This is a genomic window from Solwaraspora sp. WMMA2056, from assembly GCF_030345095.1.
In the GTDB taxonomy this organism is placed as follows: domain Bacteria; phylum Actinomycetota; class Actinomycetes; order Mycobacteriales; family Micromonosporaceae; genus Micromonospora_E.
In genome coordinates this window covers 6,422,634-6,445,209 of the sequence record NZ_CP128360.1, presented here as the reverse complement: position 1 = coordinate 6,445,209, position 22,576 = coordinate 6,422,634, and the positions used below count along the sequence as shown (strand labels likewise).

25 protein-coding genes and 1 pseudogene are annotated in these 22,576 nt (G+C 70.5%); 12 read left to right on the top strand and 14 right to left on the bottom strand.

Annotation, left to right across the window (positions count from 1 at the left end):
- Positions 1–122 precede the first annotated feature (122 nt).
- Positions 123–1,709, bottom strand: coding sequence for an MFS transporter (locus tag O7608_RS29275; protein WP_289207616.1), 1,587 nt, complete (start codon positions 1,707–1,709; stop codon positions 123–125).
- Between the two features lie 94 nt (positions 1,710–1,803).
- On the bottom strand, positions 1,804–2,394 hold the full coding sequence (locus tag O7608_RS29270) for a helix-turn-helix domain-containing protein (RefSeq protein ID WP_421357467.1): 591 nt from the start codon (positions 2,392–2,394) through the stop codon (positions 1,804–1,806).
- Positions 2,395–2,503: 109 nt separating this feature from the next.
- Here O7608_RS29270 and O7608_RS29265 point away from each other — a divergent pair, with 109 nt between their 5' ends.
- Positions 2,504–3,145 carry a class I SAM-dependent methyltransferase gene (locus O7608_RS29265; protein WP_289207614.1) on the top strand — a complete coding sequence of 214 codons (642 nt, stop codon included), beginning with the start codon at positions 2,504–2,506 and terminating at the stop codon, positions 3,143–3,145.
- Positions 3,146–3,233: 88 nt separating this feature from the next.
- Here the strand turns inward: O7608_RS29265 and O7608_RS29260 are convergent, their stop codons facing one another.
- The gene (locus O7608_RS29260) at positions 3,234–3,599 is read right to left on the bottom strand and encodes a hypothetical protein (protein ID WP_289207613.1); all 366 of its coding nucleotides are present in this window, start codon (positions 3,597–3,599) and stop codon (positions 3,234–3,236) included.
- Between the two features lie 106 nt (positions 3,600–3,705).
- On the opposite strand from O7608_RS29260, the gene O7608_RS29255 reads away from it, so the two are divergent.
- Both O7608_RS29255 and O7608_RS29250 read left to right on the top strand, forming a co-directional pair.
- Positions 3,706–4,551, top strand: coding sequence for a helix-turn-helix domain-containing protein (locus tag O7608_RS29255; protein ID WP_289207612.1), 846 nt, complete (start codon positions 3,706–3,708; stop codon positions 4,549–4,551).
- A 7-nt stretch (positions 4,552–4,558) separates the two neighbouring features.
- Positions 4,559–4,792: a DUF397 domain-containing protein gene (locus O7608_RS29250; RefSeq protein WP_289207611.1), complete on the top strand. Its 234-nt coding sequence runs from the start codon at positions 4,559–4,561 to the stop codon at positions 4,790–4,792.
- 48 nt (positions 4,793–4,840) lie between these two features.
- On the opposite strand, the gene O7608_RS29245 is transcribed toward O7608_RS29250, so the two are convergent.
- Together O7608_RS29245 and O7608_RS29240 are read right to left on the bottom strand one after the other, a co-directional pair.
- The gene (locus O7608_RS29245; protein WP_289207610.1) at positions 4,841–5,770 is read right to left on the bottom strand and encodes an endonuclease domain-containing protein; all 930 of its coding nucleotides are present in this window, start codon (positions 5,768–5,770) and stop codon (positions 4,841–4,843) included.
- A gap of 84 nt (positions 5,771–5,854) precedes the next feature.
- Positions 5,855–6,187 carry a YnfA family protein gene (locus O7608_RS29240; RefSeq protein ID WP_289207609.1) on the bottom strand — a complete coding sequence of 111 codons (333 nt, stop codon included), beginning with the start codon at positions 6,185–6,187 and terminating at the stop codon, positions 5,855–5,857.
- Positions 6,188–6,317: 130 nt separating this feature from the next.
- Between O7608_RS29240 and O7608_RS29235 the strand changes: the two genes are divergently transcribed.
- From O7608_RS29235 to aspS, 4 genes are all read left to right on the top strand, one after another.
- On the top strand, positions 6,318–7,106 hold the full coding sequence (locus O7608_RS29235; RefSeq protein ID WP_289207608.1) for a class I SAM-dependent DNA methyltransferase: 789 nt from the start codon (positions 6,318–6,320) through the stop codon (positions 7,104–7,106).
- Between the two features lie 123 nt (positions 7,107–7,229).
- The gene (locus O7608_RS29230; RefSeq protein WP_289207607.1) at positions 7,230–7,460 is read left to right on the top strand and encodes a type II toxin-antitoxin system VapB family antitoxin; all 231 of its coding nucleotides are present in this window, start codon (positions 7,230–7,232) and stop codon (positions 7,458–7,460) included.
- The gene (locus O7608_RS29225; RefSeq protein WP_289207606.1) at positions 7,457–7,861 is read left to right on the top strand and encodes a PIN domain-containing protein; all 405 of its coding nucleotides are present in this window, start codon (positions 7,457–7,459) and stop codon (positions 7,859–7,861) included. Before O7608_RS29230 ends, O7608_RS29225 begins: the two co-directional genes overlap by 4 nt.
- Before the next feature lie 348 nt (positions 7,862–8,209).
- Positions 8,210–9,514, top strand: coding sequence for an aspartate--tRNA(Asn) ligase (gene aspS, locus O7608_RS29220; RefSeq protein WP_289207605.1), 1,305 nt, complete (start codon positions 8,210–8,212; stop codon positions 9,512–9,514).
- 60 nt (positions 9,515–9,574) lie between these two features.
- Here aspS and O7608_RS29215 read toward each other — a convergent pair whose 3' ends face one another.
- The 4 genes from O7608_RS29215 to glpK form a co-directional block, all read right to left on the bottom strand.
- The gene (locus O7608_RS29215; RefSeq protein ID WP_289207604.1) at positions 9,575–10,270 is read right to left on the bottom strand and encodes a class I SAM-dependent methyltransferase; all 696 of its coding nucleotides are present in this window, start codon (positions 10,268–10,270) and stop codon (positions 9,575–9,577) included.
- Positions 10,271–10,702: 432 nt separating this feature from the next.
- Positions 10,703–11,020: a hypothetical protein gene (locus O7608_RS29210; protein ID WP_289207603.1), complete on the bottom strand. Its 318-nt coding sequence runs from the start codon at positions 11,018–11,020 to the stop codon at positions 10,703–10,705.
- 23 nt (positions 11,021–11,043) lie between these two features.
- Positions 11,044–11,487, bottom strand: a complete 444-nt coding sequence (locus tag O7608_RS29205) for a hypothetical protein (RefSeq protein ID WP_289207602.1) — start codon at positions 11,485–11,487, stop codon at positions 11,044–11,046.
- Between the two features lie 342 nt (positions 11,488–11,829).
- Positions 11,830–13,362, bottom strand: a complete 1,533-nt coding sequence (glpK, locus tag O7608_RS29200) for a glycerol kinase GlpK (protein ID WP_289207601.1) — start codon at positions 13,360–13,362, stop codon at positions 11,830–11,832.
- Positions 13,363–13,426: 64 nt separating this feature from the next.
- On the opposite strand from glpK, the gene O7608_RS29195 reads away from it, so the two are divergent.
- Complete coding sequence (locus O7608_RS29195) at positions 13,427–14,401, top strand: acetylxylan esterase (RefSeq protein ID WP_289207600.1); 975 nt, start codon at positions 13,427–13,429, stop codon at positions 14,399–14,401.
- 76 nt (positions 14,402–14,477) lie between these two features.
- Positions 14,478–15,416 (top strand): ribose-phosphate diphosphokinase, encoded by a 939-nt coding sequence (locus tag O7608_RS29190; RefSeq protein WP_289207599.1) that lies wholly within the window; start codon positions 14,478–14,480, stop codon positions 15,414–15,416.
- A gap of 2 nt (positions 15,417–15,418) precedes the next feature.
- Here O7608_RS29190 and O7608_RS29185 read toward each other — a convergent pair whose 3' ends face one another.
- Entirely contained in the window at positions 15,419–15,898 is a 480-nt protein-coding gene (locus tag O7608_RS29185) for an ATP-binding protein (protein ID WP_289207598.1), read from the bottom strand.
- A 134-nt stretch (positions 15,899–16,032) separates the two neighbouring features.
- Here O7608_RS29185 and macS point away from each other — a divergent pair, with 134 nt between their 5' ends.
- Positions 16,033–17,235 (top strand): MacS family sensor histidine kinase, encoded by a 1,203-nt coding sequence (macS, locus tag O7608_RS29180; protein ID WP_289207597.1) that lies wholly within the window; start codon positions 16,033–16,035, stop codon positions 17,233–17,235.
- Positions 17,236–17,260: 25 nt separating this feature from the next.
- Entirely contained in the window at positions 17,261–17,929 is a 669-nt protein-coding gene (locus O7608_RS29175) for a response regulator (protein ID WP_289207596.1), read from the top strand.
- A gap of 69 nt (positions 17,930–17,998) precedes the next feature.
- On the opposite strand, the gene O7608_RS29170 is transcribed toward O7608_RS29175, so the two are convergent.
- The 3 genes from O7608_RS29170 to O7608_RS29160 are packed head-to-tail and all read right to left on the bottom strand — an operon-like array spanning position 17,999 to position 19,980.
- Positions 17,999–18,583: a DUF5709 domain-containing protein gene (locus O7608_RS29170; protein ID WP_289207595.1), complete on the bottom strand. Its 585-nt coding sequence runs from the start codon at positions 18,581–18,583 to the stop codon at positions 17,999–18,001.
- Between the two features lie 52 nt (positions 18,584–18,635).
- Entirely contained in the window at positions 18,636–19,118 is a 483-nt protein-coding gene (locus tag O7608_RS29165; protein ID WP_289207594.1) for a hypothetical protein, read from the bottom strand.
- 1 nt (position 19,119) lies between these two features.
- Positions 19,120–19,980, bottom strand: coding sequence for an ATP-binding protein (locus O7608_RS29160; RefSeq protein ID WP_289207593.1), 861 nt, complete (start codon positions 19,978–19,980; stop codon positions 19,120–19,122).
- 163 nt (positions 19,981–20,143) lie between these two features.
- On the opposite strand from O7608_RS29160, the gene O7608_RS29155 reads away from it, so the two are divergent.
- Positions 20,144–21,523, top strand: a complete 1,380-nt coding sequence (locus O7608_RS29155; RefSeq protein ID WP_289207592.1) for a glycosyltransferase — start codon at positions 20,144–20,146, stop codon at positions 21,521–21,523.
- A gap of 106 nt (positions 21,524–21,629) precedes the next feature.
- On the opposite strand, the pseudogene O7608_RS29150 reads toward O7608_RS29155, so the two are convergent.
- Positions 21,630–22,458 (bottom strand): annotated as a pseudogene (locus O7608_RS29150) (hypothetical protein); the annotation flags it as partial.
- Positions 22,459–22,576 lie beyond the last annotated feature (118 nt).

Here is a 22,576-nt window from a genome sequence, read left to right as displayed (position 1 = left end):
TATGTGCAGCAAGTGTAGCAACCGAAACGGGGTGAGTTCGAGCGTTCGGTGAATCTGGTGGTTGGTGCCCAGATGAACCACGGGCACCAACCACCAGCACGACGACCTGACGCAATGCGCGTTCAGCCGGCGACCGCGTCCTTCGTGGGATCCCCTGGCGACGGTTCCGGCTGCTCGGCTCGTGGCCGACGCTGCGGACCCCGGGCGAGCACGTAGCCGAACAGGAGCACCATCACCCCGACGCCCACCCACATCGCCTGCTGCCAGCCGTCGACGAACGACTGCTGCGCGGCCCGGACCAGCTCGTCGGCGTACGGGCCGGCGTCGTCGGCGGCGGCGAGAGCCGTGGCGATACCCTCCCGGGCGGCGTCGGGCGCGTCGACGGCCAGCTCGTCGAGCCGAGGGTCGACGGCGTTGCGGTAGCCGGCGGACACGATCGCCCCGAGCAGCGCGACACCGAGCGCGGCACCGAACTCTCTCGTGACGTCGTTGAGCGCGGACGCGGTGCCCTGCCGGGAGCGAGGCAGGGCGCTGGTGATCGCCTCGGTGGAAGGGGTCATCGACAGGCCCATGCCGAGCCCCATTGCGAGCATGCCGGGCAGCACCGACAGGTAGCCGCCGTCGACCGAGACGAAGCTGGCCATCAGGGCCAGACCCGCGCCGCCGAGGAAGATGCCGGCCGCCATGGTGGCGCGGGCACCGACCAGCGCGGCCACCCGTGGGGCGAGGCCCGAGGCGACCATCATCAGCAGGGCCATCGGCATCATCGCCAGCGTGGAGCGCAGCCCGGACCAGCCGAGGACGGCCTGGAAGTACGGGAAGAGCACCACGAAGATGCCGGCCTGCACGCCGAACACCGCGAGCAGCGACACCGAGCCGCTGGACAGCCCCCGGTGGCGGAACAGTCGGACGTCGAGCAGTGGCGCGCGCCGACGCAGCTCCCAGGCGACGAAGACGACGGCACCGAGGACACCGACGAGCAGACCCACCAGCGTGGCGGGCGCGGTCCAGCCGTGTTCCGGGCCCTCGTGCAGGACGAAGATGAGTCCGACGGCGGCGAGCACCGACGACAGCGAACCGATGGTGTCGAACGGGTGACTCGACTCCTCGCGGGAGTTCGGGACGTACCGGATGGTCATGCCGGCGGCCACGACGACCAGCGCGACCGGGAGGGCGAACAACCAGCGCCAGTCCGCCACGTCGACCAGGAAGGCCGACAGGTACATCCCGAGCAGGCCGCCGCCGCCGGCGACGGCGGTCCAGACACCGATCGCCCGGGACCGTTCCTTCTCCGGGAAGGTCGAGGTGATCACGGCCAGGGTGATCGGCATGATCATCGCCGCGCCGATGCCGCTGAGCAGTCGCGCGGTGATCATGATCTCGGTCGAGGTGGCGAGGCCGGCGGCGGCGCTGGCGGTCCCGAAGAGGAGGAGCCCGGCGAGCAGTACGGGCTTGCGGCCCCACCGGTCGCCGACCGCGCCGAGCGGCAGCAGCAGCGCGGCCAAGGTGATCGTGTAGATGTTGATGATCCACAGGACGGTGCTCTGCGAAGCGCCGAACGCGACGGCGAATTCCTGCTGGGCGACGTTCAGCCCGGAGACGGAAGCGATCACCGCCATCAGTGCGATGCAGACCGCGACGAGGACGGCGCGGCGTCGACGCGGATCGTGGATCGTCGGGTCGGAATCCGCCGCGGCGGCTTCCGCCACGGCTGTCACCTGCGGAGACAGGCTTGGAGAGGTCATGCGGGAAAGCTAACCCCGGCTTGCTCAATCGGCACCAAGGCTTGCAGGAATGGCAAGACTAACTGGTTGGGGCGTCGCCCGACGACTGTGCGTGTGCCCGCTCGCCGTCCTGGTCGAAGATGGTGAGGATCTCCACCGGCCCGTTCACCGCGCCGATGGAGTGCGGGATCATCGTGGAGAACTCTGCCGCGTTCCCTTGGCCGACCGGGATCTGCCGCTCACCCAGGTGCAGCAGTGCGGTGCCGCTGAGTACGAAGAACCACTCCCGCCCGGGGTGCACGCTCAGATGCCCCGGACCGGTACGGCGCTCCGGAGTGATCCGCATCTTCGCCACCATGCTGCCGCCGGGCTGGCTTGAGCCGCGCGACAACACCCAGGTGGCCAGACCCGGCTCCTGGTGCTTCATCGGCCGGATGATCACGTCGGCATCGTCGACCGGCTCGACGAGCTGGTCGATCGTGGTGTCGAGCGCCCGGGCCAGGGCGACGAGCTGGTCGAGGTCGATCCGCCGGTGGCCGGTCTCGATGCGGCTCAGCGTGGACGGGCTCAGGTGGCACCGGGCGGCAAGGGAGTCGAGACTCCACCCGCGCGCCTGCCGCAGGCCACGGATGCGCTGCCGGACCACGTCGGAAAGCTCGACCCCTGACACGCCCACCATGCTAGGCGCGTCCGGCGGCGGGCCCTGCCGATGTACGGCGCCTTCTTGCGGAAACCGCATGAACTCTTCCGATTACCGGGAGGCTCACTACCGTCGAAGCATGACCAACGAGACCCACGCGGGCCATCCCGCGTTCAGTGCCGACTGGTGGGAGCAGCACTATCAGGCACACCCGACGGGACACGTCTCGCCAGGACCGCAGCTGGTCGCCGAGGTTGCGGACCTGCCCCCCGGTACGGCGCTCGACGCGGGCTGCGGCACCGGCGCCGACGCGATCTGGCTCGCCGGCCGGGGCTGGCAGGTGACCGCAGTCGACGCCTCGTCGACAGCGGTCGGCCGCGCCCAGAAGCTCGCCGCGCAGCAGGAACCGGGCGTCGCGCAGCGGATCACCTGGCTCACCGCCGACCTGACCAGCTGGGAGCCGTCGCAGCGCTACGACCTGGTGACCAGCCAGTACGTGCACCCCGACCTGCCGTTCGACCAGTTCGTGGCACGGCTGGCCGCCGCCGTCGCCCCCGGCGGGACGCTGCTGGTCGTCGGCCACGACCACGCCGACACCCACTCGGCGGCCCACGCCCCGAAGGCCGCGTCGATCGGTATGGACGCCGTTATCGGCTCTCTCCCCGAAGCCCAGTGGGAGGTGGCCGTCGCGGAGTCCCGTACCCGTGACGTGCACCATGACTCGAAGCAGTTGACCATCCACGACTTCGTCGTCCGGGCCCACCGCACGCCGTCGCCCTGAGAAACAGCGCTGTACGTTGCCGGGCTGGCCGATCACGGCCAGCCCGGCAGCCGTTCGTCAGTACGCGGTTCGCCTGCCGGGCGGCGCGTCAGCTCTCGCCGTCGGCGTAGGGCAGCTCCACGTACGCCGTCCAGTAGCAGAGGTCGGCCCGGTGCTCGACCAGCGTGACCGGCTTGCCGCAGTGCTCGGAGATCAGCGTCGCAGCCTCGTCGAGGTCGGATACGTCCGCCTCCCAGTGGTGGTCCAGGTAGAGCTTGAGTCCCGGGTTCTCCCGGCCGAGGTCGAGAATCTCCGCCTCCTTCGGCGGCACCAGGATCACCGTGTAGCGGGCTGCGGTGTGCTCCGCCTCGCTGAGCTGTTCGGGCAGCTCCGGGCCAGGCCGAAAGTGGTCGATCACCGACGGGATCGGCCCGGGGCTGTCCGCCGGGTCGTACGCCCGCACCTTCACCAACATCACAGGCTCACCTCGCTCAGGCTGTGGCTCTCTGGAAAGCAACGTTGCATTCAAGATGGCTACGGCGGTAGCCTCGTGTCAAGAGGTTGGGGACAGGAGGATTTCGATGACCAAGCCGACGCCGCCCACCATCGCCATTCGTGGACTCGCTGGCGAACTACGCGCGCTGCGGCGGAGTCGGAAGCTGAGCGTTCGTGGGGTGGCGGCGAGTCTCGGCTGGCCGGCGTCGAAGTTGTCCAGGATGGAGACCGGTCGGCAGGGCAGCAAGCTGGAGGACGTCGCATCCCTGCTGGTCATCTACGGTGTCGCCGGTGAGGAACGGCAGCGGCTGCTCGCCATGTCGGAGCGCTCCGAGCCCGGCTGGTGGGAGGTGCTGGGAGGCCTTCCGGCCGAGTCCCGGACGTTGATCCAGCTGGAGGCCGAGGCGTCAGCGATCTTCGACTTCGAACCGCTGCTCGTGCCAGGGCTGCTGCAGACCCCCGACTACACCAGGGCGGTATTGCGAGGTTGTGGCGTTCCGGAGGCCGACGCGCAGACCAGAGTCACCGCTCGGCTCGGACGCCAGGCCATCCTTGCGAGGTCCGAACCACCGGCGCTGCACGCGATCCTGGACGAGTCGGCGCTTCGTCGGCCGCTCGGCGGTCCGTGGGTGATGGGTCGGCAACTGCGACATCTCGTGGATGCCGCCGACCGCCCGAACGTCACCCTGCAGGTCGTGCCGTCGTCGGTCGGCGGCTACACGGGACTGGACGGCGCGTTCGCCATCCTCGACTTCCCGCGCAGCCAGACGGTCGTGCACCTTGAGCACAAGATCTCCGGGCTGTTCCTGGAGGAGCCCGAGCAGGTGATCTTCTTTCGCGATGAAGTGGATAGGCTGCTCACGGTGGCGCTGAGCCCTGCCGAGTCGATCGACCTGGTGGCCCGGCTCGCGGCAGAACACGAGCGTGAGTGAGGCGAGGATGAACGCAGCCGACCTGCCAGTGGACTTGGCGTGGCGCAAGTCGAGCCGCAGCGGTTCCAACTCCAACTGTGTCGAGGTGGCTGGCGTGGCTGATCATGGTGTCTCTGGTGCACTCGGCGTCGCGGTGCGGGACTCGAAGGATCCGTACGGTCCGGTGTTGTCCTTTTCTAGCGACTCCTGGTCTGGCTTCGTGACGGCGCTCCGCCGTCGAGGTGACGCTGACGCACGCTAAAACGCGAAAATAGCGTGCGTCAGCGTCACCTCGACGGGCGCGATGTGGTCAGGTGGTGCGTTCGGCGATCGCGTCCCGGACCTTTCGCACCACTTGTTCTTTTCGTCGGAGGACGTCGTCGGCGGTGAAGCGGAGCGCAAGCCATCCGGCTTCCCGGAGCGCGTTGAAGCGGTACACGTCCTTGCGGAACGTCGCCCGCTCCCGGTGGTGGTCACCCTCGTACTCGATGGCGATCCGCCACTGCGGGTAAGCCAGGTCGACCCGCGCGATAAAACGCCCCTGCCTACCCAGCGGGGCGTCTCGCACCTCGTACTGCGACGTTGGTTTTGGCAGGCCGGCGTCGTGCAGCAGCAGGCGGAGTCGGCTCTCCATCGGCGATTCGCTCAACGGCTCGGCGAGGGCGAGGAGTTCCCGGACCTGGTGCAGGCCGCGCAGCCCGGGGCGGGTGTCGATGTACGCCGCGAGCTGCCTACGCGTGACGACGCGGCGGCGCAGGACGGCGTCGAGGGCGCCGAGCGCGTCGGCGCGCGGCAGCGAGCGACCCAGGTCGAACGCGGTACGGACTCCAGTGGTCAAGGGGAGTCCGGTCAAGGACGTGATGTCGTCAGGGGCGAGTGTCCGGTATGCGGACTTTACTCTTGGGTGTGAGTACCGCCTGGCCGTTTTCGGCAGGGCAATGTGTACCGGCACCACCACCTGCCCGGGACCGCTTAGCGGCAGGAGGTCGATCCCCCACAGATAGGCCGCGCTGAGCTCGTGGATCGCCGCGTCGGGCGGCAGCCGTGCGGCGGCGGCCACGCACCACATCCGGTGGTCGTCGGGGTCGTACGAGTCAACGTGTACATATACGTCGGGGAGGATGCGGCGCCAGGACGGCCCGTTGAGCATCCGTCGGGTGATCAGGCCGGCGGCGATGGCGCGGCTGCCGGAGAACGGCTCGAAGCTCAGCTCGCGGGGCACCGTGGCGGGGCGGGACATCGCAGCAGCTTGCCCTGTCGCCACCGTCGTTTCCGCCCGCTACGCCGGTCCAGTCGCGCATCCGACTCAAGAAGAAGCGCTGGCTCAGCCGCGTGGGGCGTACATGATGACGGCGACGCCGATCAGGCAGATCGCCGCGCCGGTGATGTCCCAGCGATCAGGGCGGAACTTGTCCACCACGACGCCCCAGGCGAGTGAACCGGCGACGAAGACACCACCATATGCGGCGAGGATCCGGCCGAAGTTCGGATCCGGCTGCAGCGACGCCGCGAACCCGTACAGGCCGAGCGCCATCACCCCGGCGGCGATCCACAGCAGGCCACGGTGCTCCCGCCAGCCCTGCCAGATCAGCCAGGCCCCACCGATCTCGGCGACTGCGGCCAAGACGAACAGGACGAGGGAGCGCGCTACGGTCACGACGCCGACCCTACCCAGACCCCCGCGAACACCGGGGCACTGTCCCGCTGCGTCGAGGTGACGCTGACGTACCTCATTTCGCGATTTTGAGGTGCGCCAGCGTCACCTCGGTGTTGATCAAACATCGTAAATGGTTGGCGCGGAGCCGGCAGGCATGTGCAGGATCGCGCCCATGACGAGCAGCGACCTGTGGGACGAGCAGACAGCCCAGGGGTACGACCGCACTTCGGCAGAAATGTTCGCTCCGCACGTGCTTGCGCCGACGGTGGAGTTTCTGGCGCAGCTGGCCGGCGCAGGCCGCCCTGCGCTGGAGTTCGCGATCGGCACCGGCCGGGTGGCGATCCCGCTGTCCGCGAAGGGTATTTCGGTGAGCGGGATCGAGCTGTCGCAGCCGATGGTCGATCAGTTGCGCCGCAAGGTCCCGCTGGTCGAAGACCTGCCGGTTGTCGTCGGTGACATGGCGACGGCGACGATTCCGGGGCGGTTTTCCCTGGTGTACGTCGTCTACAACAGCATCGGCAACCTGCGTACGCAGGACGAGCAGGTGGAATGCTTCCGCAACGCCGCCCGGCACCTGACGCCCGGCGGGCGCTTCGTCATCGAGTTGTGGGTGCCGGGCATCCGGCGGTTCCCGCCAGGGCAGACGGCGGTGCCGTTCGAGGTGACGGACCGGCACGTCGGCTTCGACACCTACGACATGGTCACCCAGCAGGGCACCTCGCACCACTACCGACGCAGCGACGACGGCAGCGCCAGCTACGGGTGCAGCAACTTCCGCTACATCTGGCCGGCCGAGTGCGATCTGATGGCCAAACTTGCCGGCCTGGTGCTGGAGCGGCGGGTAGCGGACTGGGACGGCTCGCCGTTCACCTCCGACAGCGAGAAACACGTATCTGTCTGGCGCAAGCCGGCTACGTAGCAGCTCTGGAGATGGCTGACGACCCGGGCGTGCCGTATAACGGGCGGCTACGGCCAGCGGCAACACCGACGATGGAGACGATGCTAGGCTGATACCTCGATATCTAGCAGGTGGGTGAGATATATGAGTCGCACTGTGATCGACGTCGACGACGAGATGCTGCTCCGCGCCCAGCGTGCCCTGCGGACCACCACCAAGCGGGACACGGTGAACGCCGCGCTTGAGCTGGCCGCCGCTGTCGATGCCAACCGTCGTGCCGAGTTGCTGGAGTCCTTCCGTGAGCTACTCGGCCGGCTCGATGTCGACCTCATCGAGCAGGACGAGGCTGACGATCACAAGGACATCGCGGCGTGACCTACCTGGCCGACACCTCGATGGTGGTCCGCCTTCGACGGAGACAGGACATCGCTCCGCAGTGGCTCGACGCGGTCCGTGCTGGCCTCGTCGCGGTCTGTCCTCCTGTCGAGGCGGAGCTGACTCGGGCGGTGGCCAGCAAGGCAGACCGTGATCAACTGCAGGCCACCCTCCGCTCACTGTTCGCCTGGCATCCCGTGCCGGACAGCGCCTGGGGCTTCGTCGAACGTACCCAACACGAGCTGGTCAACCTTGGGAACCACAAAGGGCCGTCGGTAGTCGATCTTCTCATCGCTGCCACCGCGCAAGCCTGGGGTCTGACCGTTCTACACATCGACAACGACTTCGACACGATCGCGGCGGTGACCGGGCTGCGGGTCCGACGTGCGGACCGTGTCTGACCGGTCGGAATCCGGATGCGGACGCGGACGCCGTACCGCTAGCGTCTGTGGGCAACAGCGACGACGGAGCCGAGTAGCGGTTGCGCCCACCGGAGTGACAGAGAGCCGCCCACAGCTGAGAGGGCGGACTCCGGCCCAGCCGTGAAGACCCTCCTGAGCTGCGGGAAAGAACGGCCCGGCGGCAGCGTCGGGCTCAGTAGACTCCCGCCGCCTCGCCCACGTCACGGGTAAGCGAAGGCTGTGCCGCGTTCACCACGCGGTGCGGCGAAGGTGTGGTGGCACCGCGAGGATCCCGCTCGCCCACGCCTCTCTGGGGACGCGTTGCGCACACCGGAGGAGGTCACCACCATGCAACGCATCCTTTCCGCTCATCTACCAGCCCACGTTGGCCAGCCCGTACGGCTGGCCGGCTGGATTCACCGGCGGCGGCTGCTGAAATCCGTCGCTTTCCTGATCCTGCGCGACGCCGCCGGGCTCGCCCAGGTCGTCGTCACCGACCCGGCGGTACGGGCCCAGCTCGAACAACTGCCGGAGGAAACCGTCGTCGCCGTCACCGGCACCGCGACCGCCCAGCCGGCCGCCCCCGGTGGCGTGGAGGTGACCGGTCCGACGATCACGCCGCTGTCCGACCCGGCGGCACCCGTACCGTTTGATCTTTATCGGCCGGACCTGCGGGCGAACCTGCCGACGATCCTGGACCACGCGCCGGTCGCGCTGCGGCACCCGAAGCTGGCCGCCACGCACCGGATCGCGGCCGCCACCGTCGCCGGCTTCCGAAAAACACTCACGACGATGGGGTTCGTCGAGATCCACACCCCGAAGATCGTCGGTACGGCGACCGAGAGCGGCGCGAACGTCTTCGCCCTGGACTACTTCGGCCGCCGGGCCTATCTTGCCCAGTCCCCGCAGCTCTACAAGCAGATCATGGTGGGTGTCTTCGAGCGGGTTTTCGAGGTGGGGCCGGTGTTCCGGGCCGAGCCGAGTGACACCGCCCGGCACCTGGCCGCGTACACGTCGCTCGACGCCGAACTCGGCTTCGTCGACGACCACCGGGACGTGATCGCCGCCTGCCACGCCACCGTCGCCGGCATGCTGGCGGCGGTCACCGAGCGCGCCGGGCCGGCGCTGGAGCTGCTCGACGTACGGCTGCCGGCGTTGCCGGCCGAGCCGGTGATCGTGCACTTCGCCGACGCCCTCGACATGATCAGCGCGGCGACCGGCCGGGACGTCACCGGGGAGCCGGACCTGGCCCCGGAGCACGAACGCTGGCTGGGGGAGTGGGCGCTGCGCGAGCACGGCAGCGACTTCGTCTTCGTCGAGGGCTACCCGACCCGGCACCGGGCGTTCTACACCCACCCGGACCCGGGCCGGCCCGGCTACTCGCGTGCGATCGACCTGATCTTCCGGGGCGTGGAGCTGGTCAGCGGCGGGCAACGGCTGCACCGGTACGGCGACTACGTCGACGCGCTCGCCGAGCGGGGCGAGACCGACCTGACCCCGTACGCCGGTTATCTGGACGCGATGCGGTACGGCATGCCACCGCACGGCGGCTTCGCGTTCGGGTTGGAGCGGTTCGTGGCCCGGCTGCTCGGCGTACCGAACATCCGGCAGGTCACGCTCTTCCCGCGCGACCTGCACCGCCTCGCCCCCTGACCCTCGACGGTGTCGTCCGGTGCCCCGCGACCAGCGGGGCACCGGACCACCGCCTGGCGGTCAGGGCCGGCGGAGTCGGACGGCGACGAAGGACGGCGACTGGTGCAGCTTGTGGTAGGCCGCCTCGTCGACGTCACGCAGGCTGGGCACCGGGCGTGGTTCGACGAACCGCTCCAGGCGCAAGCCGGCGTCCAGCAGTTCGCCCAGGAACGTCTCCAGCGTCATCCGTTGATAGTGGATCGACATCTGCCCGCCGGCCAGTGGAAGATCGACCCAGTCGTCGGCGAAGTACGAGCCGCCGAAGTGCCGCCAGTCGGCGGTCGGGTGGGTCGTGGAGGCCAGTAGCCACCCGCCCGGCCGCAGCACCCGCCGTAGCTCGCCGAGCAACTGTCGTCGGTTGGCGACGTGGTGCAGCATCAACGCGCAGATCACCCCGTCGAACGACGTGTCGTCGATGAAGTCCAGCGGATCCTCGACGTCGTGCCGGTGCAGTTCGGCCCGGTCGCCCAACCTGCGTCGGGCGTGCGCCAGCAACGTCGCGCTGCCGTCGATCCCGACGACCTCGGCACCGCGCGACAGCAGCTCCGTCGCGTAGTGCCCGGCCCCGCAACCGACGTCGAGAACTCGCTGCCCGTCGACGTCTCCGGCGAGGGCGAGCATCGCCGGTCGGTCGACGTAGGCGTTGTACGGGCTGGTGTCGGCGTGTCTGGCGAAGTGGTCGCCGAGCTCGTCTTCGTAGGCGGTGCTGGTGGGCATTCCGACAGCATCCCGCCGGCCGCTGTCCATCGCGAACGGTTCGGTGGTGACCTGCCGTTGTGGCTGCCGGCCGGCGCGGCGGCCCGCCACGAGATCGAGTCGTACGTGTGGGAGCTGGAACGCCGCGCCGGACAGCAGCACGTCTACTCGCCGGGGCCGGGCAAGCGGCAGAGGTGCAATTTTCAGGTCGCTGGACCAACTTCACCGACGATTGGGTGAATTTTCCGATGGCCGGTTGCGCACCGTCAATCCACTATCAACAGGTGTCGCTGGAAACGTTCCTGGGAGAACTGCTATCCGTCGGCTTCATCTTGTAGTGTTCGTCGAGCAACGCCCGTTATCCGGCCTCCGTGAGGTCGACGAGGTGCCCTACCGCAAGCTGCGCCAGTGGCGGCGGGAGACGTGGCCGAGATCGACCTTCTCTCGGGCAAACTATCGATTTGATGTGGGCGGTTCAGTTGGGCCTTGACGGGTTGAATCCTCCGTCGGGTCGGCGTTCTCGGTGAGCGATTGGAGGGTGGCCGATACCACGGCTTCCGCCTGTTTGGGACCTATGCCGTTGTCTAGGGCATTCTTTAACAGTTGGGTGCGTAGCTCCTCAAAAAGGATCACGTCATGAGGTACCTGCTTGGCTGGGACCACGAGGTATTTTTGCTGTTCAACTAGGCGCCGCATCTTGCGGAGTGAGTAGGCGAACGCGCCGACGGCGTTGGCGACGCTGGCGGCCGACAGGGCCAGTAGCGTGGCCATCAATGGCTCCATGTCGGACTCCCCTACTTCAGTTCGGCGACAATCACGCAGGATAGGCTGGAGAGGGAGGCGGCAATAAGTACGCCCCAGGAAAGATTCATGTAGTTGTCCGTCACGCTCTCGGCTCCATTGGCGCTTCCGTAGACGGCGGCGCCAATGGCAACGATAACGATCGATATAATTATTGCTGCGGCGCGAGTGATCTGTACGTATAAGTTGATTATCATCGGCCTGTCGGGAGAGTGTAGCTCGAAGACAATCTCCCCGACTCCACTGGCGGTTAGTCCTGCGGCCACCAGGAATAGCTCGCCGCTGCCGAGTATTGAGGCCTTCGTCAAGGCTTGGTTGTCGGCGAAGACGAAAAGTGCCTTCAAGAGGACCGGAAGCATGCCAATTAGAAGGCTCACCAGGGTCCATTTGATGAGCTTGATGGCTATGCGATGAGGTGTGGGTATTGTGCCGATCATCTAGTTATTCCCGATTGGTTGTTTGCGTTGTAGGCTTGTCTCCTAAAGGGAGTATCGCACACCTGAGCAAGGTTCACTGTCTACAATTGGGCAATTTGGGAGCTTGTCGTATCTTAACTTTTGTGCACATGGGGGGTTGACTGAATGGTGATCTTGTATAGGTGTGCCGCACTAACACTCTGAAGTCTGTCGATGTGATGATTGTTGATCATGATTTCGGCAGGGGCGTGCGAGGTGGGACGCGTGATTCAACGCCTGCGCGTGTGCCGCTCGTCGGGTTGACGGTGATGGTTGTCTCCGGGGCGGGCGCGTGGATGCCGATCGCCGAGAAAGGACGGGGGATCAGTCGGGGTCGTCGACCCAGTCGAGGGTGCGGGTGACGGCCTTGCGCCACTGGGCGTACTCGCGGTCGCGGTGCGCCGGGTCCATCGCCGGCCGCCACTGCGCGTCGGCCCGCCACTGGGCGCGCAACGTGTCCAGGTCCGGCCAGAAGCCGACCGCCAGCCCGGCCGCGTACGCCGCCCCCAGACAGGTCGTCTCGCTGACCGCCGGGCGGACCACCGGCACGTCGAGCACGTCGGCGAGGAACTGCATCAGCAGCCCGTTGGCGGTCATCCCACCGTCGACCCGCAGCCGGCGCAGCGCCACGTCCGAGTCGGCGTTCATCGCGTCGACCACCTCGCGGGTCTGCCACGCCGAGGCTTCCAGCACCGCCCTGGCCAGATGGCCCTTGGTGATGTAGCCGGTCAGCCCGGCGACCACGCCCCGGGCGTCGGCCCGCCAGTGCGGGGCGAACAGTCCAGAGAACGCCGGCACGATGTAGCAGCCGCCGTTGTCGTCGACGCTGCGGGCCAGCTCCTCGACCTGCGCCGCGCTGGAGATCAGGCCCAGGTTGTCACGCAGCCACTGCACCAGCGACCCGGTCACCGCGATCGCCCCTTCGAGCGCGTAGTGCGCCGGGGCGTCACCGATCTGGTACGCCACAGTGGTCAACAGCCCGTGCTGCGAGGTGACCGCGCTCGTACCGGTGTTGAGCAGCAGGAAACTGCCGGTGCCGTAGGTGCATTTGGCCTCGCCGGGTTGGAAGCAGGTCTGCCCGAACAGGGCTGCCTGCTGGTCACCGAGGGCGCTGGCCACCGGTACGCCGGCCAGCGCCCCGCCGGCGACGTCGGCGTCCGCCGTACCGTAGATCGCGGCCGACGCAACGATCTCCGGCAGCATCGCGGCCGGAATGCCCGCCGCGGACAGGATCTCCTCGTCCCAGCGCAGCGTGTGCACGTCCATCAGCAGGGTGCGGCTGGCGTTGGTGACGTCGGTGACGTGCCGGCCGGTGAGCTTCCAGATCAGCCAGGATTCCATCGTGCCGAACAGCACTTCGCCGCGCCGTGCCCGCTCGGCCAGCCCGTCGACGTGTTCGAGCAGCCACATCGCCTTCGGCCCGGCGAAGTACGTCGCCAGCGGCAGCCCGGTGCGTTCCCGCAGCCGCTGCTCGCCGTAGGCGTCGCCGAGGCGGTGCAGTTGCGGCCCGGTGCGGGTGTCCTGCCAGACGATGGCGTGGTGCACCGGCCGGCCGGTGACCTTGTCCCACACCACGGTGGTCTCCCGCTGGTTGGTGATGCCGATCGCGGCCAACCCACCGGCGGTGACTCCAGCGTCGGCGAGGGCCTGCCGGACGACCTGTTCGACGTTGGCCCAGATCTCCTCGGCGTCGTGCTCGACCCAGCCGGGGCGGGGGAAGATCTGCCGGTGTTCGCGCTGCGCCATCGTGACGATCGCGCCGTCGGCGTCGAACACGATGCAACGCGACGAGGTGGTGCCCTGGTCGATGGCGGCGATGTACCGTCCGGCGGCGGCCGGGCTGCTCTGCACGGTCATCCCGCCAGTATGGCCGTGGCCAGCGCACCCCACCCGCCCCGCTGGCGCTGGTAGCGTGCCGCCCATGGCCTGGTTCGATCTTCCCCTCGATGAGCTGCGGCGCTACCAGCCCGAGCAGTCCCCACCGGCGGATCTGCGCGCGTTCTGGGACGACACGCTCTCCGACGCCCGGTCGATGGCGGCGCCGCCGGTCGTGACCCAGGTGGCGACCCCGCTGCGCATGATCGACACGTACGACGTGAGCTTCACCGGCTTCGCCGGTCAGGAGATCAAAGGCTGGCTCAACGTCCCGTCGGGCGCCGCCGGGCCACTGCCGGTCGTCGTCGAGTTCATCGGGTACGGCGGCGGCCGTGGCCGTCCGCTCGAATGGCTGCTCTGGGCCAGTGCCGGCTTCGCCCACCTGGTGATGGACACCCGGGGCCAGGGCGGGTCGTGGCGGGGCGGCGACACCCCGGACGCCGGACCGGACGGCTCCGGGCCGACGACCCCCGGCTACCTGACCCGGGGCGTGCTGGATCCGGCCGGCTACTACTACCGGCGGCTGATCACCGACGCCGCCCGCGCCGTGGAGATCGCCCCCGAACTGCCCGGCGTCGACGGCTCCCGGCTTGCCGTGGTCGGCACCAGTCAGGGCGGCGGGCTGGCGCTGGCCGCCGCCGCGCTCGCCGGTGACCGGGTCGGCGCGGTGGTGTCCCGGGTGCCGTTCCTGTGCCAGATCCGGCGGGCGGTGACGATCACCGACGCGGATCCGTACAACGAACTGGTCCGGTTCTGCCGAATCCAGCCGGAACGGGCGGCGGCGGCGTTCGCCACGGTCGACTACGTCGACGCCGCCCACCTGGTGCCGTGGGCGAGCGCCCCGGCGCTGTTCAGCGCCGCGCTGATGGACCAGACCTGCCCGCCGTCGACGGTCTTCGCCGCCTACCACGCGTACGCCGGCCCGAAGGAGATCGAGGTGTACGAGTGGGACGGCCACGAGGGCGGCCGGGCGCACTTCGACCAGTTGTCGATCGAGTTCGTCCGCAAGCAACTCGGCTGAGCCCGGCATCGACTCGGCCGAGCCCGGCCCGGGGTCGCGTCGGGCACGCCCGCCCGGCCTGACCTACGATCACCTGGTGCGTGACATCGCGGTGTTCAGTGGCAGTGCCCACCCCGAGCTGGCTGCGGAGATCTGCACCCATCTGGACGTACCGCTGCACCCGGTGCGGGTCTCCCGGTTCGCCAACGACTGCCTCGAGGTGCAGTTGCAGGCCAACTGCCGAGAGCGGGACGTCTTCCTGATCCAGCCGCTGGTGCCGCCGGTGCAGGAGCACCTGGTGGAGCTGTTGCTGATGCTCGACGCCGCCCGGGGCGCCTCGGCCGGGCGGATCACCGTGGTGCTGCCGCACTACGCGTACGCCCGGTCCGACAAGAAGGACGCCCCGCGGATCTCGATCGGTGCCCGGCTCGTCGCCGATCTGCTGGTCTCCGCCGGCGCCGACCGGGTGCTGGCGATGACCCTGCACTCCCCGCAGGTGCACGGCTTCTTCAGCGTGCCCGTCGACCACCTGCACGCGCTGCGGGAGCTGGCCGCGCATTTCCGCAACCACGACCTGACCGACACGGTGGTCGTCTCGCCGGACCTGGGCAACGCCAAGGAGGCCGCCGCGTTCGCCCGGATGCTCGGCACCCCGGTCGCGGCCGGCGCCAAGCAGCGGTTCAGCGACGACCGGGTGCAGATCAGCGCGGTGATCGGCGACGTCGTCGACCGCGACGTGATCGTCCTCGACGACGAGATCGCCAAGGGCAGTACGGTGATCGAACTCATCGACCACCTGCGGGACCTCAAGGTCCGGTCGATCCGCATCGCCTGCACCCACGGGCTGTTCTCCAGCGGGGCGTTGGACCGGTTGAGCAGCCAGGACGGCGTACTGGAGATCGTCTGCACCAACACGGTGCCGATCCCGGCGGGCAAGCGGGTGCCGAAGCTGCAGGTGCTGTCGGTCGCGCCGGCCCTGGCCGAGGCGATGCGCCGGATCCACAACGGCGAATCGGTCAGCGCCCTGTTCGGCTGAGGTCAGCGCCCTGTTCGGCTGACCGGATCGTCAGCGTCGGCGCCGGTGTCGGACAGCCCGAGGCTGATCCGTACCGTGGTGCCCTCCGGCCCGGTGGCGACGGCCATCGTGTCGGTGAGCCGCTCGGTCAGCCACAGCCCCCAGCCGCCGGCGGTGTTCGGGGCGGGACGGTCCCGGCGGCGCAGCCGGTCCGAGCCGATGCCGGCCCCGTTGTCGGAGACCTCGCAGAACATCGACTGCGCGTCGCGCCACATCCGCAGCCACCCCCGGCCGCCGCCGTGCCGGACCGCGTTGGTGATCAACTCGTTGACCGCGAGCACGAAGTCGTCCAGGCGCTGCCCGCGCATACCAGCCGACGTGGCGCACGATGCCACGTGATGCCGCAGGTCAGTGACCTGACCCCGGTCGAAGGTCTCGCTCAGCAGATCCATCGGGTCGATAGGCACGACCGTACGCGATGATGGGGGATCTGCGTCGGTCATGGCCCATCCGGCTGCTGGTCGTACGGTGCTTTCGCGGCGTTCTCACCCTACGTTGACCGGTTCGGAATTGCATCTCGCACCCGGCGTGTCCGCCCACACCGCCCCGGCCCGGTCAGGTGTGCCATCGTCGTCACGTGCGTCACAGCCCTGCCCCCACCGGAACCCTGAGCGTGCCGCTGTGGCGGGCGATCGCGGTCTTCCGGTTCGCCGCCCTCGGCTACGTGCTGGTGCTCTACGCCCGCAACGCGGCGGACTACGCGCACCCGTTCCTCGCGGCACCCGTACTGCTCGGGATGATCGTCTGGACAATCACCGCGACCTGGGCGTACCCCCGGCGTCAGCTGCGTCGCTGGCCGCTGCTCGCCACCGACCTGGCCGTCGCGCTGGCCACCCTGCTGGTCAGCCCGTGGCTGATCGGCCGGCCGGCGCTCGCCGACGGGGTGCCTACCATCGCCGTCGCCTGGCTGGCCGGCCCGGTGCTGGCCTGGGCGGTCACCGGTGGCCGCCGGCTCGGGGTCGCCGCCGCCGTGGTCCTGGCCGCCACCGACCTGGCGGTACGGGACCGGCTCAACGAGTCGTCCGTGACGCCCGGGGTGCTGATGCTGTTGGCCGGCATCGCGGTCGGGCACGTCGCCCGGCTGATCGCCACTGCCGAGCAGCGGCTGCGGCGGGCGGTCGAGCTGGAGGCCGCGACGCGGGAACTGGCGGCCGCGACCCGGGAACGGGAACGGCTGGCCCGCGACATCCACGACTCGGTGCTGCAGGTGCTCGCGATGGTCGCCCGGCGCGGCGCGCATCTCGACGGCGAAGCCGGCGAGCTGGCCCGGCTGGCGGGGGAGCAGGAGTCGGCGCTGCGGGCCCTGGTCACCAGCCGGCCGACGGCACCGCCGACGGCACCAGCGGGGGCACCAGCGGCGGACGCCGCCGCACCGTCCGGTGCCGCGACCGACCTGCGGACCATGGTCGCCGGGTACGCCGCCCCCCGGGTCTCGGTAGCCGCCCCGGCCGAACCGGTGCTGCTCCCCGGACACCTCGCCGCCGAGGTCGCCGCCGCGGTCGGCGCGGCCCTGGACAACGCGCTGCGCCACGGCGGACCCGACGCCCGCGCCTGGGTGCTCATCGAGGCCGAGCCCGATGCCGTTACCGTGTCGGTCCGGGACGACGGCTGTGGCATCGCCCCCGGCCGGCTCGCCGAGGCCGCCGCGCAGGGCCGCCTCGGGGTGAGCCAGTCGATCCGGGGGCGGATCGTCGAGGTGGGCGGCACGGTACGGATCCACTCCGCGCCCGACGAGGGCACGGAGATCGAACTGCGGGTGCCGGCCCCGGCGCCCGGCTGACGGTGGTGGGACAGGAGCGCGGCGAATGACAGCCGACGAGCAGGCGACGGCACCGGTCCGGGTGATGGTGGTCGACGACCATCCGATGTGGCGCGAAGGCGTCGCCCGCGACCTTGCCGAAGCCGGTTACGACGTGGTCGCCACCACCGGGGAGGGCCGGCAGGCGGTACGGATCTGCGCGGCTGCCCGACCCCAGGTGGTCGTGCTGGACCTGCAGCTGCCCGACGTCTCCGGGGTCGAGGTGATCCGGGGCCTGCACGCCGCGCGACCCGGCGTCCGGGTGCTGATGCTCTCCGCCAGCGGCGAGCAGCAGTCGGTGCTGGACGCGGTCAAGGCCGGCGCCACCGGCTACCTGGTGAAATCCGCCAGCCCGGCGGAGTTCCTCGACGCGGTGGCGCGGACCGCCGCCGGTGATGCCGTGTTCACCCCGGGGCTGGCCGGCCTGGTCCTCGGCGAGTACCGCCGGCTGGCCGCCACCCCGGAACCCGGCGGCGACGAACCACGGCTGACCGACCGGGAGACCGAGGTGCTGCGGCTGGTCGCCAAGGGGCTGTCGTACAAGCAGATCGCCGCCCGACTGGGACTGTCCCACCGGACGGTGCAGAACCACGTGCAGAACACCCTCGGCAAGCTGCAACTGCACAACCGGGTGGAACTCACCCGGTACGCGATCGAACGCGGCCTGGACGAGTAGCCGGCCTGCGGGGCGGCGACGGTCAGCCGGCCTGCGGGCGGCGACGGTCAGCACAGGCCGGCACTCCGGTCAGGTGGCGATCGGCCGGTCCGCCGGTGGTTCGGTCTCGTGGATGGCCAGCTCCTCGGCGCTGGCTCCGCCGCCGGCCGCGCCGGCATCCGTCGCCACCGAGTCCGGTTCGTCGTCGGTGGGCGCACCTTCGTCGCCGGCGACCAGTCGACCCACCAGGCCGTCCCCGGCCGCACCGCCGAGCCGGCCGTGGTCGTACACCGACACCGGCGAGTCGGGATCCGAGTAGGGACCGGGGTCGAGCACATCGGCGTCGCGCTGCGCCTGGGTACGGGCCTGCTCGCTGTCGGCCTCGTCACCGAGCGCCCGGTCGACCGGACCGGCGAGCGGATCGGTCACCGGCTCCGGCAACGACTCCCGGGCGATCTTGTAGTCCAACGACTCGCCGTCGCGCTGCTCCTGCGCGGTGTTGCCGAAGTGGTCCACCGCCACCGGCACGTCGCCCGGGATGCTCGCCGGGTCCGGGCCGTCGGCCTCCCGGCCGCTGGCCACGTCGTCGTACGCGGTCGAGTCGTCGTCGGCGATCTCGGGGATCCCTTCGGACTCCGTGTCGGAAACCGGCCGGGGGAAGTCGTCTTCACGCATGCCGTCCCAATACCCGTCGGTGTGCGGGTCACACACCGGGTGCGGACTCGCCCTACCGGGACTCGCCGTACCCGGACTCGCCGTACCCGGACTGGCTGGACCGGTCCGGGCGGCGGCGCAGCGGCGGCGGACCACCGTCGCCGTCGCTGCCGGTCGGCACCACCGGGTCACCGACGGGAGCCACCGGGCTCGCCGTGGTGCGGCCCGGTCGGACCTCGTACGGATGCGAGGCCGTCGTCGCCGACGCGCCGCTGACCACGTCCGCCGCGAAGTCCTTGTCGGCCGGGCGGCCCGGGCGGTAGCCGAGGTCGGCGCCGGGCCGCTGCCCGGCGGGCGCGACAGCCGGGCGGACCGGAGCGACCGAACCGGACGCCGGGGCGGTGACCGTACCGGGTGCCGGGGCCGCCCGGCCGGTCGCCGGGCCGCGACGGCGCTCGCGCCCGGCACCGGCGGCCCGTCGACCGATCAGGTACCCCACCGCCGCGCCACCCACCAGCAACGCCCATCGCGCCGGACCGGAAACCACACGTCCCACCTCAGGCTCCTTCCCACGAACGGTCCGCCGGGTCGAGCACGGCCCAGACCAGTTTTCCGTCGGCGAGTGCGGTGCAGCCCCACCGGCGGGCCACCGATTCGACCAGCCACATCCCCCGCCCACCGAGTGCGGTCGGCGACACCGGCGAACCGGGTCGCGGTGCGCCGGGGGAGCCGTCCCGGACCGACAGCCGCAGACAGCCGTCGCGGTAGCCGATCCGCACCGACATCGCCGTACCGGCGTGCACCACGACGTTGTTGACCAGCTCGGTCAACGCGAGGGCGGCCGGATCGATCAGCTGCGGGACGTCCCACTGTCGGCAGGCGCGGGTCAGCAACGCCCGCGCGGAGCGCGCCGCGCCCGCGACCGGTTCGAGCTCGACGCCGAGCGCGCGGGCCGCCGGCGCCCCGGCCAGCAGGGCGCACGCCAGCTGACGATCCGGCAGTACGGAGAACCCGGCGGCCGCCCACAGCGACCCGGCCCCCGGTGGCGGGGCGGTGCAGACCAGGCCGCCGGCGGGCCAGTCGGCGACCGTCTGCGGGACGTCGGCGAGGCGCAGCAGCGCCGTCGGTTCGGCGACGTGCAGCCCGGAGACGTCGACCCCGAGCGGGGCGGCCCGGTCGGCCAGGCAGTCGAGCAGCGCGTCACGTAGTTGCCCCACGGTGTCGGTGGTCAGCTCGCCGACCAGCCGGACGATCGGCTGTGACGACAGTCGCACGGCGGCGGTACGCGGCGTTTCGTCGGGCCGATCCACGGCGGTGCGCCGCCGGGACGGTACGTCACCGGACGGTCCGGCGGCGTCGCGGCGCGGTGACGTACCCGGTGGGCGGATGCGGCTGCTCCGCGTCCTGGTCGCTGCCATACGTACTGGTACCCCGGTTTGCTCCGGTCATACCGCCGGTGTGCGTTGTCGCACCTCATCCCGGCCTCACCCCAGGGTGGTGCTGCCCGGAACCGGGTGTTCGGCCGGACGGCAGAGGTTAGAAAGAACCACTACCAACGGTGACGAACCCACGGAGGTGACGATGCGGGTCGCTCTGGTGTCCGCACACGGTGGAGCGTCGCTGCGCCGTGCCGGCCCGGACCGGGACCCCGCCCGGTGCCCCGCCGACGTGAACCCGGCCGGTCAGCCGCTGACCGGCACCGCCGCGCACATCGCCCGGCTCGCCCGCGAGCTGGCGGCCCTCGGTCACGAGGTACGCGTACACCAGCGGTGGACCGACCCCGACGAGCCGCACACCGTCGAACGCGACGGCTACCAACTGGTACGGATCCCGGTCGGGCCACCGACCCGGCTGCCCACCGCGGACCTGCTGGCGTACCTGCCGGAGTTCGGGCGGATGCTGGCCGGCCAGTGGGGTTCCGGCCAGTGGACGCCGGACGTGGTGCACGGACACTTCTGGCCCGGCGGGCTCGCCGCCGCCAGCGCGGTGGCCGACGGCCGGATCCCGCTGGTGCAGACCTTCCACAGCATCGGCAGTCATCAGCAGCGCATGCTCGGCAGCGGGTACCGGGGCCCGCAGGTCCGGATCGCGTTGGAGCGGGCGCTGGGCCGGGTCGTCGACGCGGCGGTCGCACAGTGCACCGAGGAGGTCGACGAACTCGCCCGGCTGGGTCGGGACCGGGCGTCGGTGGTGCTGATCCCGCCCGGCGTGGACACCGCCCGGTTCACCCCGGATCCCGACCCGCCCCGGCGGCGGCGTCGACGGCTGCTCGCCGTCGGCGACCTCGTCCCCGGTTCCGGCCACGACGCGCTGCTCGGCGCGTTGCGGCTGGTCGGCGACGCCGATCTGATCATCGTCGGCGGGCCGTCCCGGGCCGAACTGGCCGACGACCCCGGTGCCCGCCGGCTGCTCGAGGTGGCCCACCGGTACGGGGTCGCCGACCGGGTCGAACTCGCCGGCGCGGTGCCGGCCGAGGAGATGCCGCAGCTGTACCGTTCGGTCGACGTGGTCGTCTGCGCCGCCCGGTACGCCCCGGTCGGCACCGTGGCGCTGGAGGCGATGGCCTGCGGCATCCCGGTGGTCGGGTACGCCCACGGCGGCGTCGCCGATTGCGTGGTGGACTCGGTGACCGGGCGGTTGGTGCCGGTGGGCGACGTCCGGGCCCTCGGCGTCACCGTACGGCGGCTGCTCGCCGACGAGGCCGAGCGGTTCGCCTTCGGCCATGCCGGGATCGACCGGGTCCGGTGCCGCTACAGCTGGGAACGGACCGCAGCCGCCGTCGAACGGCTGTATCAGCGGGTGCTCGGATTGCGGGGTACGCCGGAGGCGGCGTCGACGGTCGCCGTGGTGCCGCCCGACGGCGAGTCGGTCGCACCGGTCGAGGTGGAACTGGACCTGACGGCGATCGACGCCGACGCGATCGAGCCGGCCCCGACCGCCGCTGCCGTCCGGGCCGCCTGACCCCCGCCGACGCGGGTCGGCCCGACCTCGCCACGGGCCGTGGGAACGCCCCCGGGGTGGGCGGCCGGAACGCCCCCGGGGTGGGCGGCCGGTCCGGCGACCGCCGGTCGGGGCGCGGCGACCGCCGGTACGGCACCGCTGTGCTGCGCCGCCGAGTACCGGGTCAGACCCACCACCGAGGCGAGCGTGATCAGGAAACCGACCGCCGCCAGCCACTCCCGGCCCGGCCAGATCTTGTCGTTGAGCAGCAGCAGACCGACGATGGCCGCCGGCACCGCCCCGGCGGCGTCCATCGCGGCGATCGCGGCAGTGACGGAGCCGCGCTGCATCGCCAGCCCGATCAGCCACTGGCCGATCGCGGAGTGCGCGATCAGCAGGTAGAGCAGCGGCTCGGTGAGCAGGTCCTGGTAGTTGTCGGCGCTGGCGAGCGGCCGGGACGCGACCGCGGCCGCCGAGAACGCGAACCCGGCGAGCAGGCCGAGCCCGACCGAGGCCGACGGCCCGGTGAACCGGGCGGCGAGCGCCCCCAACGCGGCGATCACCACGGTGGACAGCGCGATCACCGCCACCGCGCGGGGGCCGAGCTGATGCGCCGGTGCCGGACGGGCGGAGACCACCAGCGCGGTCACCCCGATCAGCAGCAGCACCAGCAGCGCCACCTCGGCCGCCGGCAGCCGCCACCCCAGGGTCAGCACCCCGAGCAGCGCGGTCACCCCGAGCGCGGCGGCGACACTCGCCTGCACCAGGAACAGCGGCAGGTCCCGGCGGGCGAAGAAGGCGAACACGAAGGCGAGGATCTGGCAACCGACCCCGACCAGATAGACCCGCTGGCGGGCCAGGCGCAGCAGCAGGCCCGGGTCGAAGCAGTGCCGGACAGTCGTACGGGCTGCGGCGACGGCCTGGAACAGATGTGCGACGCCGTACGTGGCGACCATCGCCGCGAGGAAACACCAGCCGGTCGACGTCACCCGGCGAGGATAGACGGTGGCTTCGCTCACATCCGTGCAGGCCGGCGTGATCCCGGCGATCTGGCAGTCGTCGACACGGTCGGCG